This is a genomic window from Thermodesulfobacteriota bacterium (genome assembly GCA_036397855.1).
GTDB lineage: Bacteria > Desulfobacterota_D > UBA1144 > Nemesobacterales > CSP1-2 > DASWID01.
The window spans coordinates 1-17,466 of record DASWID010000111.1 but is presented as its reverse complement, the minus strand read 5'-3'; the positions used below and the strand labels follow the sequence as shown (position 1 = coordinate 17,466).

General features: G+C 41.6%; 15 protein-coding genes. 9 read left to right on the top strand and 6 right to left on the bottom strand.

Features of this window, described 5'->3' with window-relative positions; genetic code table 11:
* Window positions 1–170 precede the first annotated feature (170 nt).
* The 4 genes from uvrA to VGA95_08690 all read left to right on the top strand — a co-directional run bounded on the left by uvrA (window position 171) and on the right by VGA95_08690 (window position 6,930).
* Window positions 171–2,972: an excinuclease ABC subunit UvrA gene (gene uvrA, locus VGA95_08705; protein HEX9666620.1), complete on the top strand. Its 2,802-nt coding sequence runs from the start codon at window positions 171–173 to the stop codon at window positions 2,970–2,972.
* Window positions 2,973–3,002: 30 nt separating this feature from the next.
* On the top strand, window positions 3,003–3,818 hold the full coding sequence (locus VGA95_08700) for an undecaprenyl-diphosphate phosphatase (protein ID HEX9666619.1): 816 nt from the start codon (window positions 3,003–3,005) through the stop codon (window positions 3,816–3,818).
* A gap of 105 nt (window positions 3,819–3,923) precedes the next feature.
* Window positions 3,924–4,634: a hypothetical protein gene (locus tag VGA95_08695; GenBank protein HEX9666618.1), complete on the top strand. Its 711-nt coding sequence runs from the start codon at window positions 3,924–3,926 to the stop codon at window positions 4,632–4,634.
* Between the two features lie 553 nt (window positions 4,635–5,187).
* On the top strand, window positions 5,188–6,930 hold the full coding sequence (locus VGA95_08690) for a metallopeptidase TldD-related protein (protein ID HEX9666617.1): 1,743 nt from the start codon (window positions 5,188–5,190) through the stop codon (window positions 6,928–6,930).
* 86 nt (window positions 6,931–7,016) lie between these two features.
* Here VGA95_08690 and VGA95_08685 read toward each other — a convergent pair whose 3' ends face one another.
* From VGA95_08685 to VGA95_08670, 4 genes are all read right to left on the bottom strand, one after another.
* A complete protein-coding gene (locus VGA95_08685) occupies window positions 7,017–8,213 on the bottom strand; it encodes a hypothetical protein (GenBank protein ID HEX9666616.1) in 1,197 nt (398 codons plus the stop codon).
* 626 nt (window positions 8,214–8,839) lie between these two features.
* Window positions 8,840–9,304: a PIN domain-containing protein gene (locus tag VGA95_08680; GenBank protein ID HEX9666615.1), complete on the bottom strand. Its 465-nt coding sequence runs from the start codon at window positions 9,302–9,304 to the stop codon at window positions 8,840–8,842.
* Window positions 9,301–9,522: an AbrB/MazE/SpoVT family DNA-binding domain-containing protein gene (locus VGA95_08675; GenBank protein ID HEX9666614.1), complete on the bottom strand. Its 222-nt coding sequence runs from the start codon at window positions 9,520–9,522 to the stop codon at window positions 9,301–9,303. Before VGA95_08675 ends, VGA95_08680 begins: the two co-directional genes overlap by 4 nt.
* A gap of 561 nt (window positions 9,523–10,083) precedes the next feature.
* Window positions 10,084–10,890 (bottom strand): hypothetical protein, encoded by an 807-nt coding sequence (locus tag VGA95_08670; GenBank protein ID HEX9666613.1) that lies wholly within the window; start codon window positions 10,888–10,890, stop codon window positions 10,084–10,086.
* Between the two features lie 163 nt (window positions 10,891–11,053).
* Between VGA95_08670 and argC the strand changes: the two genes are divergently transcribed.
* From argC to VGA95_08655, 3 genes are read left to right on the top strand one after another with little or no spacing between them, the layout of a single operon-like run.
* Window positions 11,054–12,091, top strand: a complete 1,038-nt coding sequence (gene argC, locus VGA95_08665) for an N-acetyl-gamma-glutamyl-phosphate reductase (protein ID HEX9666612.1) — start codon at window positions 11,054–11,056, stop codon at window positions 12,089–12,091.
* Window positions 12,092–12,106: 15 nt separating this feature from the next.
* Entirely contained in the window at window positions 12,107–13,579 is a 1,473-nt protein-coding gene (locus VGA95_08660; protein ID HEX9666611.1) for a class I adenylate-forming enzyme family protein, read from the top strand.
* A 49-nt stretch (window positions 13,580–13,628) separates the two neighbouring features.
* Window positions 13,629–13,880: a phosphopantetheine-binding protein gene (locus tag VGA95_08655; GenBank protein ID HEX9666610.1), complete on the top strand. Its 252-nt coding sequence runs from the start codon at window positions 13,629–13,631 to the stop codon at window positions 13,878–13,880.
* A gap of 41 nt (window positions 13,881–13,921) precedes the next feature.
* On the opposite strand, the gene VGA95_08650 is transcribed toward VGA95_08655, so the two are convergent.
* Complete coding sequence (locus VGA95_08650; GenBank protein HEX9666609.1) at window positions 13,922–14,632, bottom strand: MerR family transcriptional regulator; 711 nt, start codon at window positions 14,630–14,632, stop codon at window positions 13,922–13,924.
* Window positions 14,633–14,800: 168 nt separating this feature from the next.
* On the opposite strand from VGA95_08650, the gene VGA95_08645 reads away from it, so the two are divergent.
* Both VGA95_08645 and VGA95_08640 read left to right on the top strand, forming a co-directional pair.
* Entirely contained in the window at window positions 14,801–15,559 is a 759-nt protein-coding gene (locus tag VGA95_08645) for a hypothetical protein (GenBank protein HEX9666608.1), read from the top strand.
* Window positions 15,560–15,894: 335 nt separating this feature from the next.
* Window positions 15,895–17,094, top strand: coding sequence for a sigma-70 family RNA polymerase sigma factor (locus VGA95_08640; GenBank protein HEX9666607.1), 1,200 nt, complete (start codon window positions 15,895–15,897; stop codon window positions 17,092–17,094).
* A gap of 71 nt (window positions 17,095–17,165) precedes the next feature.
* Here VGA95_08640 and VGA95_08635 read toward each other — a convergent pair whose 3' ends face one another.
* Complete coding sequence (locus VGA95_08635; protein ID HEX9666606.1) at window positions 17,166–17,429, bottom strand: hypothetical protein; 264 nt, start codon at window positions 17,427–17,429, stop codon at window positions 17,166–17,168.
* Between the last annotated feature and the right edge of the window lie 37 nt (window positions 17,430–17,466).

Genomic DNA, 17,466 nt, shown 5'->3' with positions numbered 1-17,466 from the left:
CCACAGTTCTAGAGGGTTACCGATTTTTCATTGACAAATCCTTGAGTTTGCTTCTAATACGTTTGCGATGACTCTTTCCAGTACTATCCTGGCTCAAACAGATCGCTTCTGGAATATGTTACTACAATTGATTAATCATCCGCACTAATACCAGGTAAAATAAATCCACCTTGGATAGTATTAGAATTATAGGTGCAAGGGAGCATAACCTAAAGAATATAAGCCTGGAGGTTCCTCGGGGGAAATTCGTTTTAATCACGGGCGTAAGCGGCTCGGGGAAGTCTTCGCTTGCTTTTGATACCATCTTTGCTGAGGGTCAAAGGAGGTATATGGAGTCGCTCTCGGCGTACGCCAGGCAGTTTGTCGAAAAGATAGATAAACCAGACATCGATACCATTGAGGGACTTTCTCCGTCGATCTCCGTTGATCAGAAAACCTTTCAGAGGAATCCGCGATCAACGGTTGGCACTATAACCGAGATATATGATTTTCTCAGGCTTCTTTTCGCCAGATTGGGAAGGCCGTTCTGTTATATATGTGGGAAGGAGATATCGTCACAGAGCATTGATAGAATGGTGAATCGAGTAATCGAATTCCCTAAGGGAGAGAGGATATCCATCTATTCGCCTATTGTTCAGGGTAGGAAGGGAGAATACCGAAAAGAACTGGATGAGCTCAAAGATCAGGGGTACCTTAAAGTAAGGATTGACGGAAATCTGCATGACCTCGACGATGAAATTCGTATTGAAAAAAATAAGAAGCACACGATTGAACTCCTGGTGGACGTGGTAAATATTACTGAAAAGGAATTAAGAGGGAGAATACAGGATTCCCTTAAGCTGGCACTGAAAAGATCAGGCGGTGTCGTAAAAGTGGAGTCATCCAGCGGGACAGAGATTATTTTCAGTGAGAAGTTTTCCTGTCCAACATGCGGAATAAGCTATCCTGAAATTTCTCCGAGGTTTTTCTCATTTAATAGTCCGTACGGGGCCTGCCCCGAGTGCGAAGGGCTCGGTAAAAAAACAAACTTCGATCCAGAGCTGATTATAGATATCAAAAGCAAATCAATAGAAGATGGTGTCATCATCCCCTGGAGGAATTCAAATTATTTCGGTCGCATTATCGAATGTGTAGCAGATCATTATGGGTTTAGTACCCAAACTCCGTATATGAGGCTGCCCGCAAAAATTAAAAACATCATCCTGTATGGATCTGGAAATGAGGAAATCAGATTTTATAGGGATAACGGTAGAGGATCGATCGAATATTGGGATACATTTCCTGGCGTTATTGGCATAATCTCCGATTGGTATCATGAAACATCTTCTGACGAAGTCAGGATGAAGCTTTCGAAGTATATTCGCACTGTCGACTGCTCTACCTGTAATGGCTCAAGGTTGAAGAAAGAAAGTCTTAGCATATTATTGGATGGAAAATCGATTTCCGATATTGCCAGGCAAACGGTAGATAAGTGCATTGAATATTTCAGTAATTTAAGTTTTTCTGGGCAGGAAAGAGAGGTCGGTGAGCGGATACAGAACGAAATAGGATCGAGGCTAGAATTCTTGAGAGATGTGGGTCTTGGCTATCTCACTCTTGACCGCTCGGCGACCACACTCTCCGGAGGCGAGGGTCAGAGAATTCGGCTCGCAACTCAGGTTGGCTCCAGGCTCACGGGGATTACTTATGTACTCGATGAGCCGACAATAGGTTTGCACCCTAAGGATAATCAGCGCCTTATTTCAACACTAAAGTCCCTGAGGGATCGCGGGAATACAATTATCGTGGTCGAGCACGATGAGGAAACCATTAGGAACTCGGATTTTATTGTAGATATGGGGCCTGGGGCCGGTGAAAAGGGTGGAGAGGTTATAGCTCATGGAAGCATCCACGATTTAATGAAAAACGAAAGATCCCTCACAGGTAGTTACCTTTCAAAGCAACTTTCGATCCCTGTCCCTAATACAAGGCGAAGCCCTAGGGCCTTTTTAGAGGTCAAAGGCGCGTGTGAAAATAATCTGAAAAAGCTCGACGTTTCCTTTCCTCTTGGAGTTTTTACTTGTGTAACTGGTGTATCCGGCTCCGGAAAGAGCACCCTAGTGATTGACACACTTTACAATGCCCTTTGCTCAAAATTCTATGGCGGGAGAGAGCGGGTAGGTAGGCATGAAGCGATACAGGGCTATGATAAAATAGATAAGGTGGTGAATGTTGATCAGACTCCCATTGGAAGGACCCCGAGATCAAATCCCGCCACTTACACAGGCCTTTTTACACCCCTTAGGGAATTGTTCTCAATACTGCCAGATTCGAGGCTGCGTGGGTATGCCCCCAGTAGGTTTAGCTTTAATGTGCACGAAGGAAGGTGCAGTGGATGTCAGGGAAATGGAACCGTGAAGATTGAAATGCACTTTCTTCCGGATGTTTACGTAAGGTGTGATCAGTGCGGGGGCAAGAGGTACAACTCGGAGACTTTGAACATCTGTTATAAGGGAAAAAACATTACGGACATTTTGGAAATGACAGTGAGCGAGGCTTTAGAATTCTTTTCCAGTATTCCGAAACTAAGACAGAAACTCGAAGTGCTTCACGCAGTGGGACTCGATTATATTCGGCTCGGTCAATCAGCTACGACGCTTTCGGGTGGCGAAGCCCAGAGAATAAAACTTGCAAAGGAACTATCGAAGAAGGCAACTGGTAAAACGTTGTATGTTCTCGATGAACCCACTATAGGTCTTCATTTTGAAGATGTAAAAAGGTTAATTGATGTGCTTCAGAGGCTCGTAGATTCGGGGAATACAATCGTGGTTATCGAACATAATCTTGAGGTTTTAAAATGCTCAGACTTTATAATTGATTTAGGACCAGAAGGTGGCGAAAATGGAGGCTGGATGGTTGCAAATGGAACCCCGGAAGAGGTTTCTCATTTTGAAGGATCTTTTACTGGGAAATATCTTAAAAGGGTTCTATAAAGTGGAGTCTATGAATCTGGGAATAGCTTATTGAGTCTAATACAGTCTTTAATATTTGGGTTTATACAGGGCGTATCAGAGTTTTTTCCAGTGAGCAGCACTGCCCACCTTGTCCTTTTACCGTGGTTCTTTTCCTGGCATGATCCCGGATTGCCTTATGATGTCGCTCTTCATATCGGGACTCTACTCGCGCTTATTTATTATTTCTGGAGAGAATGGTCCGCAATCGGAGTTGAACTTGTTGGTGGTGTTTTTAATTCGGGCTTTAAAGATTATCCGAATGGAAGAATGGGGTTAATTATAATCATTGCGTGTATTCCGGGCGCTGTCGCTGGGGTTTTATTTGAAAAAAAGGCTAGCGGGATATTAAGAGACCCGCTTGCTATCGCTTTTACACTTTTTTTCTTTGGTTTAGTCCTTTATTTTTCGGATAGATTTTCAGGTAGAGACAAGAAGATTTCAGAGATGAGCGTTTGGGATGGCCTGATAATAGGGCTTTTTCAGGCTATTTCGATTGTGCCTGGCGTATCACGTTCGGGTATTGCAATCACAGGCGGACTTATGAGGAGTTTTAAGAGGGATGAGGCGGCAAGGTTTTCCTTCTTAATCGCTGCACCTATAATAGCTGGGGCTGCAATATTTGAATCAAGGCACCTAGATTTTGCGACAGTGGCTAGCCTTCCTTTCTTAGCCGGCGTATTTAGCTCCGCCTTTTTTGGATTCCTTGCAATAAAATATCTTTTGAGGTATGTCCAGAAAGGAAGTTATACGGTTTTTGTCATTTACAGGGTTGCACTAGCAGCATTGATTGTTTTCCTATACTTAAAGCATTACGTTGGAGAGTAATCGTCTGATCAAGCCTGAATCGCGATTCAGGCGCTGTTTGAAGCTTTACAATGGAAGAATAAAACATAAATCAGTTTTGAGAAAATCGAACAGGGGATCATAAATTTGATAGCGGTTATTTGTGCTAACTGGTTTGAATTGGAGGACAATAAGGGCTATCTTCAGATAACTGATCAAGGATCCTGGAATGAGCTACAATTTTTTAAAGGTGACCTGGATGGGAAGTCCATAGTTTTTGCCCGTACGGGTGTCGGCATCAAGAGAGCACGCGATGGAACAAATTACGTAATACAAAAATTCAAACCCGAATTAATCATATCTGCTGGACTCGGTGGTGCGCTCATGGATGGACTCGAGGTTGGAGATGTTATAGTTGGAGAATGGGTCTTGAGTTTAAAAAGGAATGAGAAGAAAAGGCTGTTCTGTGACATAAGCGGGTTATCTATAGATTTTATGAAGGGTGGATTACTCACAGAAAACAGATTTATACATGACCCAGATGAAAAGAGGCGACTATACGACCAAACGGGTGCCTTAAGTGTGGATATGGAAACATGGGGAGTAATTGAGGCGGCCGAGGATTACGGAGCTCCCGTCATATCGGTAAGATCAATATCAGATGATAATCAGGTTGAACTGCCAGACATGAGACATTTTTACAGTAGCTGTGGAGAACTCAGAAAACTAACTGCATTTAAGTATTTAATTTTTAACCCAAGGCTAATTTATCCATTCTTGAGATTAACGCAGATTGACTTAAGAAAGTCGACCAGCATGCTTAACAGGTTTCTCAGGGAACTGATACAGAACTGTTGATCACGCGAATTCCCCGCACTCGCTGCGGGGTTATCCAGTCGACGTAGGCAAAGAAGATCGCTTCACTGTCCTCGCGATTGTAGATGTTAAATATTTCGTGTGTAAAATTCTTACGATTTCATGATTAGATTTATTTTCATTAATCCTTCTCAGAATTAAAAGGACTTAAGTGTCCTTCCAAAAAATGCGTTAAGAAAATCAGGAACGAAGACGTATAGAAAAATTTGCGGGGTGGGGTTGAATTAAATTTTTTAGTTGTCATGTCATCCCCGAAATCAATAGTCGGGGATCCAGAGTTAAAAGCATGGATTCCCTATTAAGGAATTAGGGAATGACAATAAGGGGGTAGCCTAGTCCTGAGTCCTGAGCTTGTCGAAGGGTCGAAGGGTTGCTTCTTTGTACCTGTGCTGCACCATGTCCTGACGATAGGTCAGGATCTATTCAGTATCAAGACAAAGAAGTTAGAAAGAGAAACGAGGGTGTTATCGATGGGGTATGAGATTGACAATATAGGCTCCGGTCGATACCATTTTTCATGCGAGGAAGTCTATCTATGAGGTTAAAAGTATTATCTATAATCATATTTTCATTCCTTTTAATTACATTAACTACATTAACGGCAGTGTCGGAGTCGGAGAGAAGCGATACTGTGGTGCTGAATGCGATGGAAATGGAATTAAGTCGTTCATGGAAAAAGCTAAGACTCGATGGATATGAAGCACCATACTTCATAAGTTATCAGATTAAGGACAACGCCTATTATAATATTAAGGGAAAATATGGTGCGATAGCAGAGTTGGTCAATGACAGGACAAGGCGTTTGTTTGTTGACGTGAGGGTAGGAAATTATGAATTTGATAATTCGATATTAGGCAATTCAGGCGGCAATTCTTCTTCATTTGATTCCTCGATTATTCCACTTGATAACGATGTTGATTCCATAAGGGCGGTTTTATGGCAGGCAACCGATGCTGCTTATAAGTATGCCCTTACACAGTATTTCAATAAGAAGGCCGAGCATGTAGATGAAGTTAAAGATGAAGAAATACCCAGTTTTTCCAAGGAAGAGCCTCATATTTATAACGAACCAGAGGTCGAATTAGTATTTAATCCCAAGGATTGGGAAAGCAAGATGAGGGAAGTTTCTTCAGTATTTAAGGAATATAAGGATTTAATTGATGCATCAGTTTCAATAACAGCCCAAAAGGAAACCGTTTATTTTGTCAACACCGAGGGAGCCCGATATATTAGGGATGAGATTCTGTATTCTATAGACGCCGATGCTCTTACGAGGGCGGATGATGGCAGGGTAATCAAGAATTATGAAAACTTATATTATGTTACACCCCTAGATATTCCTTCGGCGGATAAATTGAAGTCTGCTATGAGGGATTTAGTTAAAGAAACGGTTGATATGAAAAGTGCTGAGGCACTTTCGCCAGTAAATGTGCCTGCGATACTGGAGCCTGAGGCTGCAGGGATTGTATTCCATGAAGCCGTTGGCCACAGGCTGGAGGGTGAGAGGCAGATTAATGATAAAGAGGGTCAGACCTTTAAAGATAGGGTTGAAGAAAAAATAATCCCCGCGTTTCTATCAATCATTGATGATCCTGAATTAAAAAGCTTTAATGGAACTCGTCTTCTTGGATATTACCCCATTGACGACGAGGGAGTTCCTGGTCAAACGGTGGTTCTGGTCGAGAATGGTATTTTAAAGAATTTTCTTCTTTCTAGGACACCGATAAATGGTTTTAACAAGTCTAATGGACACGGCAGGGCGGCTTACAGAAGAGCGCCAATGGCGAGGATGAGCAATACTATCGTTAAATCTAAAAAGGAGTATCCAAAGGCAGAACTAAAGACGTTGCTCATCGAAGAAGTAAAACGTCAAAAAAAGCCATTTGGTCTTATCATCAGGAAAATGACAGGAGGAGAAACAAATACCTCAACCTATGACTTTCAGGCTTTCAGCGCGACACCGCTGGTTGTATATAAGGTTGATCCCGAGACTGGTAAGGAGACGCTTGTTCGGGATATTGAAATTGTTGGAACACCCCTTGTTTCCATTAACAAGATAATTGCCACAGGGGATGACTATGAAGTTTTCAATGGTTTCTGCGGAGCGGAGTCCGGGTATGTTCCGGTGTCAACTATTGCACCGAGTATACTCGTGTCAGAAATTGAGCTTCAGCGTCAATCCTCTAAAAAGGAAAAGCTCCCACTCCTCCCGCCCCCCTTTTTCGATGGAGACGCTGAAAGAAACGCCATTAAACCAGATCAGATTGGAAGTGATTGAATGGCTTAGATAATGGGTGACACCCTTGTTTTTAGAAATGATAAAAATAGAATCTGTCGTCCTTATCTGTTATCCGAGTCGCTTGATTATTTTGAGGCCGCTGCTCCGTTCAAAGTACCGCAACACCCTCGGAAGTCTGGGAAAATATGCGTGAAATCATCGAAAGGACTTGCCACCCCCTTGTCCGTTAGGATGTCTCTATAGATAAAATTATTTCTAATAATTGCTGCATGATCTAATCGTCCAGTTCCTTCTGTTATTTTTATCATTTCATCGGCAACATCTGCGAAAGAAGCCTTTCTATCGGGCGAAAGGATAACAGATTGAACTAATAGATGTAGCATATACTGACTTACCTGATACAACGTTTCAGCGTCGTCACGAATATTTGGCTCTCTTGCAGCATTAAACATTTCTGAAAGCATATCGTAAACAGCGCCGGTAAAAACCTGGGAAATCCCATGTATCTCTGTGCCGGCCTCACTTAATTTAAGATTATTAACTGCGTTTCTGGCAGCCCCGTAGCCAGGTATCACCCCGAGTTCTTCACCCCAAGTTGCGAGTATGTTATCTTCATAGCGTAGGTTAGCCTTTGTCTGTGCAACTATATATTCAACGAGATCCAATTGAGACAGTATAAAGAGAATAGAGGTAAGATCGCATAAAGACTCCTGTAATGCAGCTATCGCCAGAGAAAGCCCCCTTCCATCTTCTAAGACATTCCAATAGGGCTTTAGTGAATCAAATATTGCATGACCCATTTCGTGCGAAACAACATCTATAGATCTGCAGGTGAAAACCGGCTGTTTTCCCAGTACATAGAAATATTGAAAGTTAAGTGACTTCAAGCCCCTGTCATAAAATGCCGATCTTCCCAAATTAGCATGTGGATAAATGCTAAGTGGTTCAGCATTACTTCCACTATTCCATACCCATTTTAGTTCCCTTCCCAATACACGCTGGTACATTGTTAATACTTTGCGTACAACCGCATAGGTATGAGCTGCATCAAATCTTTGTTCTTCTTCACTTATTTCTGGCAGATTATATATATCCTCCACAATATACTGTTCAGGCGGAGGAAAGAGGAAATCTCCGTTAATGTCCGGCAAAATAGGGGCAAAACCTTTAATAGCTAACTGAGAATCGCTTGGTCCAGGATATACTTTATTGTGGACAAAGGTGATTCTTACCCCAGGTTCTCGCACAGTAGGATCCTGTTTCCAGATTTTTATTCTGGATCCTTTTTCAAGCGTTTTTTTTACGACTCCGGATGGATTCATTTAGAAAAACAATAGCACACTAATATATAGGTTTTCAATCCATCATTTGAAATCACATCTGTACAAAATAGGTTTTAAGGAGGAAGCCTCAGACAGGCAGAATTTTTTTGTAACAAAAAAGAACCCCTGGAGAAGGACTCCCTCGATGAATAAGTCTAACAGTATTTTGGGACAAATCTTACAAATATTCCAAGAATTGAGTTTCACTCAGCAGAAAAAAAATAGTGACAGATACCAAACTAAGCGGGGTTGGAAAACCCCGCCTATTGTGCTGTCACGGCATTGATCCCACGCATCATATAGGGAGCAGATTTAATGGAAGTCAGAGAGCTTTCTAGAAATTGATGCTATGGATCCCCGATAAAAGTCCTCGCGGATGACAAAATAGGTGTCTCCCGCGGATTGTAAGCGGGACTCCAGGAGAAAATGCGTGGATCCCCGATTACTCTCGTCCCCACCTGTTTCTAGTAGGGAGTCCTCGGGGATGGCGTATTTATGAGTACTTCGCTAGATGGGCTTTCCCATGCTATCCGGTAAAAGCTAATAAGCGGGGTTGGAAAACCCCGCCTATCGTCGTCGGGAATAGTAAACCCTCCTTGATCCTCGTTAGACTGAGCTCTTAATATTTATCCCTGATCAATCAGCAACTCATCCAGGATGAGTATTTCAAGGTCTGTAATTCTTTGAAACGCAGTATCGTTCGAAATAAAGCCAGTTGCCTCAAGGGATAAAGCCGTCGCGACTTGAAGGGCATCTGGCGTTCTTAAGTTATATTCCGCTCTGAGCTTTGCTGCTAGGTCGGCGATCTCTAATGTTGGCGCGATCCACTCCAGGTGAGGGTAGGTAGACAGCAGGGCATAGAACTTATTGACACTGTCAATATCAGAAAGCTGGTACGGTTTGACGAGAAGCTCAAGCATTGTGACTGTTGAAGTAACAGAGTGAGCTCTAGGACCCTCTAGCCAGACGAAAATCTTATTCACAAGCTCCCGATACTTTGGATTCTCTTCCAACTGGAAGATAAAAACAGACGTATCTAATCCGATCCTGATGTGTCGCTCGAGAAAAGCCTCAATGCTTTTTGTCTTCACTTCCAGCTTTCTCTTTCTTTTTCAACATACGCAGGTTGATAAAGACCTTTGCCAATACCGCTAATCGACTTGGAGTATTTCCCTGGCTTACGGAGCAAGATCGCAGTATCGCCGCGCACGACAATAAGTATTTTATGGCCCGCTTTGACACCAAGGGCATCTCTAGCTTCACGAGGTATTACGATCTGATTTTTGCTTGATAGTTTAACCTCATACATACCATATCTCCTTGCTTTACATTGTAACCAAATGTAAAGCAAAGTGCAAGACAATCTACCTACATTGTTGGAGACAGTCTTGTCATCATAAAGGTATCTTCCCCCATCTCGCATTGACGGTAAGCCAACCCCCACCTTAATCCTCCCCATAATATGGGGAGGAAATTTATTGCAACTGTGAGGGGTGTTCTACTAATTGATGGCGTGGATCCCCAATTACGCCTGTACCCGAATGCTTTGATCGGGTAATCATCGGGGATGATGCATGGGTGTATGCCCGGCTGGATGGCTTTCGCGATTTTCCCCGATTAAGGCTAATTAGCGGGGTTGGAAAACCCCGCCTATTGTGCTGTCACGGCATTGATCCCACGCATCATATAGGGAGCAGATTTAATGGAAGTCAGAGAGCTTTCTAGAAATTGATGCTATGGATCCCCGACAACTATCCTCGGGGATGACACGGAGTGGATCCCCAATTAATCTTGTCCCCGCATATTACCCGCTTAAAGCATCCGAGCACGAGTTTGAGTAAAGGGTTCACCAGTATAGTTGCGCCTTCGCTTACCCATTTATCAAAACACAGCCATCCGGATCTATAAATGCGCTCGAGCTTGCACTAATTGCATTGTTTGAGCCAAAAATTGTACAGGTTACTTGTGGGTCGAGTATTACCTCTGAAGTTCCAGTTGACCTAATACCTCTATCTGTATTTGAGCTGACGAAAATTCCGTTGTCCGAGGAGAGAAATACGGAACTTTCATTTGTTGACCTTATTCCATTGCTCCTCGCTGTTATGTTGATATTTTCGACTGCGTCAAACATTAAGCTGGACGAGCCCTCAGTGATTATACCTTCGCCGCAATCGACCAGTGTAATGTTTCTGGCTGAGATATCGATAACACTACTTCCTTTCGTACGCAGGCAATCCTTCCCTGATCCATTAATTGAAAAATCGGCGTCAGGTTCATTATAGGTGATGGTATCGTTGCCAGACAATTTCAAACGCTCTTGAATAACCTGCCAGTTGTCTATCGTGATCACCCCTGGTTCGATGGATACATCAAAGATGACCTCACTGTCCGGCGTTAATTGAATTACTCGTGCGACATTAAAGGTGTCGGTCACAAAACGTAGTTGCACGCTGTTAGCGTTATTGGAAACCGTTACTCGGTAATTACCATTTGCATCTGTGTCATCGCTGTCCACTACCTGTCCGTTCACTACCGCTTCAACTGTTGCGGATGTGTTATCCACATTTCCTTTGATTACGATCTTCTTACTTTCGTCGTTTTCACAGCCTATAAATGATAAGAGAAAAAATAACGTTAAGATTGGAAACAGATACGAATTACCTAAAGCTTTAATCATTCTTATCCTCCTTATATAATGTGGTGAAATATTATCATTGCCATTAAAAATGTGTCAAGGGAGTGATTGTCGACACACTTATTGATATTCTGCATTTTAATCCAATGAATTATACTATCAAAAACGTTTGCATTTTTACGAAATTTAGTCAAACTCAGAATCGATGAAGACCAGAGTCGGAATTTTGGGAGCCACAGGTTATACGGGAGCAGAACTGACCAGGCTTTTGATTCGTCATCCAAATGTTGAGATAGTCTGGCTGACATCTGAGAAATTTTCAGGCAAGAAGATTTATGAAGTTTTCCCTCAATTCAATAATTTCATTGATGTAAGGTGTTCGAGTATTACTAAACTTAAATCCTTTGAAATTGTTGATTTAGCCTTCAGTTGTCTTCCGGGTGGAAAATCTATGCATTTTGTTGAAAGGCTAATTCAGACTGGTACTCGGGTAATAGATTTAAGTACTGATTTCAGACTTAGTGATCACGAGGAATACAAGGACTTATATGGGGTAGAGCATGCATGTAAAGATTTGCTACAGAGTGCTGTCTATGGCCTTCCTGAAATTTATAAAGGTAGGATAAGAGATGCTGCTCTCGTTGCAAACCCTGGTTGCTATTCAAGTAGCGTGATATACGGGCTAGCACCAGTTATGAATAATGGACTCTTAGAGGATGGGTCAATAAGAATCGATTCAAAAGCTGGTCTTGCTGGTGCCGGGAGAGCGCCTGTTCTTGAGCATCATTTCTCGGAATCGAATGAAACCGCTGTAGCTTTTGGAATCGATAAACATGATCAAAAGCCAGAAATGGAAAAACAACTCTCAATTTTGAGTGGCGGCCCAGTAAGGCTAACCTTTGTTCCCCATAGGATTCCAGTTAACCGTGGAATCCTAACGACGATTTACTCTGAGCTCAGAGAGCCCCTGGAATTGGAGCGTTTATGGAATCTGTATCTTGAATACTATGCGGAAAGCTCTTTCATACGGGTATGTAATTTGGGGAAATATCCTTCTTTAAAGAACGTGAGGTCCACGAACTTTTGTGATATCGGAATTGGATTTCAAGATGATGTATGCATAACTGTTGTAGCGCTTGATAACCTGGGGAAAGGGGCAGGCGGACAGGCAATACAAAACATGAACATCATGTTTGGTTTTCCAGAAGAGGAGGGTTTAACTATTCCATGTATGTATCCCTAGAATAGGAAATTCAGTATGAAAGTAATTCCAGATTTACTCAAACATTCAGCGAGGGCGCATTCCGAAGGAATTGCGGTTGTGGACGGAGAAAAAAGGATTACTTATCGAACCCTTTTTTCTATGGTACAAGATCTAACTTCGTTCCTTGTATCAAAGGGAGTTGGTCATGGTGACAGAGTTGCAATTTTACTGCCTAACTCGCTTGAGTTTATAACTAGTTTTTTTAGTGTGCTTGAGATTGGCGCTATTTCAGTTCCCTTAAATACCGCCTATAAGGAAACAGAATTAAAATATTATATCTCCAATTCCTCCCCGCGAATTATACTTACTGAAGAAGCATTAAGACCTATGGCCGAAAAATCTGCTGATCAGACCGGCGCATCCTTAGTAGTCATAAGAGGAGCTATCACAGACTATTCATATTCTAGTAATGGAGTTTCAAGGGAAATCCAATATAACCTAATACCCGATGATGAGGCAATTTATCTTTATTCAACCGGTTCTACCGGTAAACCAAAGTGTGTGGTAAGGACTCATGTGAATCTTATTGCTCTTGCTGAAAATCATACTCAGACCGTTGGTTGGACAGAGGATGATAAGATACTATTTGTCGTTCCACTATCGCATACGTACGCATTAGGAAATTTTATTAGTGGTATAAGGGTGGGCGGTACCCTTTATGTTTTGAGCTCATTCAACAGGAATAGGGTGATAGATTTGATCGAAGGTGAAGCAATAACTGTGTTCCCGGCAGTCCCGTTTATGCTTGATGTATTAGCCAAAACCTATCTTCCAGAGCCTAGACATTTTTCGTCTCTCAAATTGGTTATTTCCTCGGGTTCTCCACTATCAAAAGAGGTTTTCTATCGATTCCATGAAAAATTTGGAATTTATCCAAGGCAACTATATGGTTCGACCGAGACTGGTGTAATAGCCATAAATCTATCTCAAGATGTTGAAGGTAATTTTGATTCAGTCGGGCAACCGGTAAAAAATGTAGAAGTTAAAATTCTTCGGGAAGACGGTTCGGTAGCTGGAGCGGGCGAGGAGGGGGAAATAGCCGTTAAGAGTACGTCAATGACGAGGGGTTATAGGAACCTTCCCCAGGATACAATGAGCGTGTTTAAGAATGGGTATTATCATACCGGTGATTTGGGAACTACGGATAAAGAGGGGTATATCAGAATTGTCGGAAGAAAAAAGATGTTCATAAGTATCAGTGGAAATAAGGTAAATCCAAGGGAGGTTGAACATCAAATTTCAGGACATTCGAAGGTGAAGGAAGTGGTGGTTTTCGGTGTGAGCGATAGTGAGGGTAATGAAGTGGTAAAGGCAGTAATAGTCCCAAGGACCGATTTAACCGCTAAAGAGATTTATGAATTTTGTCAGGGCAAAATCGCTGATTTTAAGATTCCCCGCAAGATTGAATTCAGAGAAAGTATACCCAAGGGGCCTACGGGTAAAGTAATTATTGGTCTGTTAAAGTAGATCTATTCCAAGCGGGCCTGTTTGATGGTAGCTTTTAGGTTTCGATACAATGAAAGACAATATAAATAGTAGAATTAGGAAAGTATTGATTGAAAAAATGTTATCTGAAGTTGATCCTGAAGAAATTAAGGATGACACACCCCTAATAGAGTTGGGTGTTGGCGTTGATTCGGTAGCCACTTTGGAATTGCTTGTGGCATTGGAATCCGAGTTTGAAATAAGCATTGACGAGGAAGATATTGATCAAAACCTTCTTGAAAACATATATAGCATAGCGGAGTACATCGGTAAGCGGTTATAGATTTCATGGTAATTGGGAAAATCTTTTTCTATGCTGGTCACTTAAATATTTAACCCCTTTTCTCTGAGATACTTATCGATCGATTTTTTAAATTCTTTCCTAACACTCTCAGTCGCCTTTCTGATTGGTTCTAGTACAACTTTCTCATAAACGTCTGTGGCTGTAGCTTCCAGCTTTGTGTCACCTGTAGTGCGGGCTAGTCTTAACACTGCTATAGAATTATAAAAAATCGCTTTGGATAGTGCTTTCCTGGCATCGTTAAACTTCAGTTTTTCCAGCTCCTGTTCAGCCTCCAGAAGGGCATAAAACCCGACTCCGCAGAATAGGGTAAGAATTTTTTTTGCTTCCTCCTGGGACATGCCCTCTATTACATAGATAAGTGGGGCCTGTACGATGGCCTCTAGTTCCTTATCCTTGCTTCCGATTATTTGAGCAAGTTGTCCAATTCTTTCATCATCAGCCTGGCGGATAAGGTCATGAAGAGCTGTTTGAACGTACACAAGGGCAAAGCTTTCTCTTATCTCTTCCAGAGAGACGCCTTCCGATTTAAGGGCTTTTATATGTACTAATTTATCTAACGTATTATCGGGATAGTAATATGTGGTTTTTTTGCCGTTGTTTATTCTTGAAATCCGTCTTTTAGGTTTTGGAATAAGTCCAAGCTTCACGCAAGCCCTTATCGTTTTAGCTGGGTTCGGGCCCAAATCGATCTTTTTCTTTTTTGCTTTTTTTATCAATTTTTCGAGGGTCAAATCGGTCATCCAATCATATTACGACTTTTGTTGAGTGGTTGTCAATTGGTTTCTTTTAATCCTGATCGGCCGGATTCTGGGGTTGTCCTGTTTGAATCATAATGGTGTTAAAGATATATTTTGGGATAAATATTATGTTTTTTTGTCAGATTTGATATATTAATATATATGGCAAACAGCACATTGATACTGTATGAACCCGTTGAAAATTTTGGCGATAAAAGCGACTACTGGTTTTCATACATCGATTTTTACGAAAAGTATTGGGGCGGACCGACGTCACCTTTCGGGGTTTGGTTTGGAAATGAGTACGATAGCTTCAGAAAGGCAATTTCCTCAAATCTTGACGTGTTGGAGGAGGAGATAGAAGATTGTTTTTTCATGAAGGATAAAAATGGGAGATATTATATTGCTCCTTTAGGATCGAAGGGTCAGTCTCATATCTTCTTTTCTGAAAATATTATCCCACTTCACTGGTTTGCTATTTTTCGCGACGAGGAGCGAAAGATACTTTATACACATTGGGGATTCAATGCGATAAGTTACGATACTAAACTTGACTCAGGTCTCAGGAGACTGAAAGAGGGAGAAAAAGTTATAGACTCTGTCATAGACAAGAATGAGTCAGATTCTCATGTATTAAATAAATTGGCCGGTATTAGGGCCGGCATGAGGAAGCTTTATTCACTCCTATCCGGGTTTGATCCTTCCGGATCTGTGGTTCTTAATTATGGAGAAATATGTTCTTTTATTCATCCGTATACAATACCTAACGAAAATTCGGCGAAGGATATGTGGGATTTATTAACACTTTTGAGTAGTGGGAAAATTGCGGATGCCGATTCTCGGCTTAATATATTAACTCAAAAATGGGATGATATAAGGCGTAAAGCTTCTGGTGATCCGGGAGGAACCACCATCCAGTAAAATATTGATCTAATGATTCCACGTTGAATTTGAACGTGATACCCAAGATTGTGTCATCTTGATTGCAGACGGGGGTTAGTCCAGTGTTGCTAAGAGGTTAAAAGCAAGAGAGTTTCCTGTTCTGTTCCCCGCGTTGATCCTCATGATATGTTCATGAACGTTGAGCCTAACATATAGTGATTCAGTCATAAAATTAAATAGTTAATTCAGGTTCTTTGGACATAAAATTGAAACCTTACGAATTTTTGAAGGTTTAAAGGAGTTAGAAAGGTTTTAAATTTTCTTGCATCCAATACCTCAATAATGCATCATAAGTCATTAGAGAGTAGATGATTATGGACGAGACAAAAAATGACTATATAACCGTTGATTACAGCACGGCGGATACTGAGACCGTCGCTGGGTTGCTTACTGGTGTGGATTCCGAACATGAGATTGAGGAGATTTCTTATCAGGGAACCAATCAAGTTTCGGAAAGCGAAAACACAGGTAGTAAGAAAGCGATTCAAGATCAGGATCTAAGATTAATAAATTCATATTTTAAGGAAGTTGGTTCAGAACCGCTCCTCACTCCGGGCGAGGAGGTTGAAATCGCCTCAAAAATAAAAAGATGCGAATCAAGGTCAGAAAAGATTCTTAAGGTATTCGAGGGGATTATCGGCAGAAGACTCGGTAATAATGGAGATAGGACTATACGCGAGTTACGTAAAATACTGAATCATAGAAATCGGATATACAAAAATGGCGATTTGGATAAACGTCTGAAAAAGCTCTTCAGCCTTCTAGAAGCGAATAATATCAGGGCGACAGAACTAAGAAACCAATTTATCAAATCAAATTTGAGGCTCGTTGCAAGCATCGCCAAGAAATATGTTGGAAGGGGGATACCCTATTTAGATCTTCTGCAAGAGGGAAATTTGGGACTGATAAAGGCTGTCGAGAAATTTGATTATAAGAGAGGTTACAGGTTCTCGACATATGCCAGTTGGTGGATAACTCAGTCTATATTGAGGGCTTCATTGAGTCAGATTAAACCGGTACGGGTACCTGCATATGTGCTTGAAAAATCGAGTAAGGTCAGAAAAATACGGAATGATCTCGCGAAAGAGATGGGAAGACGGCCGTTGAACAAGGAGGTGGCGGATAAAGCGAGGATGTCGGAGGCGAATATAAGCTGGGTTCTTGGGGATAATGATAGGGTATTGAGCCTTGACACAACCCTTCAAGGGCAAAACATGAGCTTTATTGATGTTTTTGCAGATCCAAAGTCAGTACCTGCGGATTCTCTAATTGCGGCTGCATTGCTTCCAAAAAGCTTGGAGACCGCCCTCTCAATGCTGAATACTAGAGAAAGAGAGGTGGTTAAGATGAGGTTTGGCATCGGATATGAAAATGCCTGTACGCTAGACGAGGTTGGGAAGAGATTCAGCCTCACGAGAGAAAGAATAAGACAGATTGAGAAAAGCGCGCTTGAGAAGATTAAAAATTCATCTTCTGCAACCATACTAAAGAGCATGATTGAAGCCTATCAATAAATTCAAAGATTTTTTCCGCTTTTATTTTCTCCGAAATTTAGGAATTAAGCGAGGCAATTTCTCCCTCATTCTCAACACAAGCTAAGGCGTGGCAATCTCGAGGATTTTTCATTGACAACTATTGGAGTTTCACCTTGATTGTCATTGGTGTAGATGTCATATATTTTCTGGACAGAATCTTTAAAAGTATTTACTTCAATTATATTATTTCTTTTCTTTCTAACTTCTTTGTCTTGATACTGAATAGATCCTGACCTATCGTCAGGACATGGTTCAGCACAGGTACAAAGAAGCAATCCTTCGACCAGGATAAGGCTGCCCAAAAAATTTACCAAAAATCCTCATTAGTCCTCCTTTAAAAAGGAGGAAATT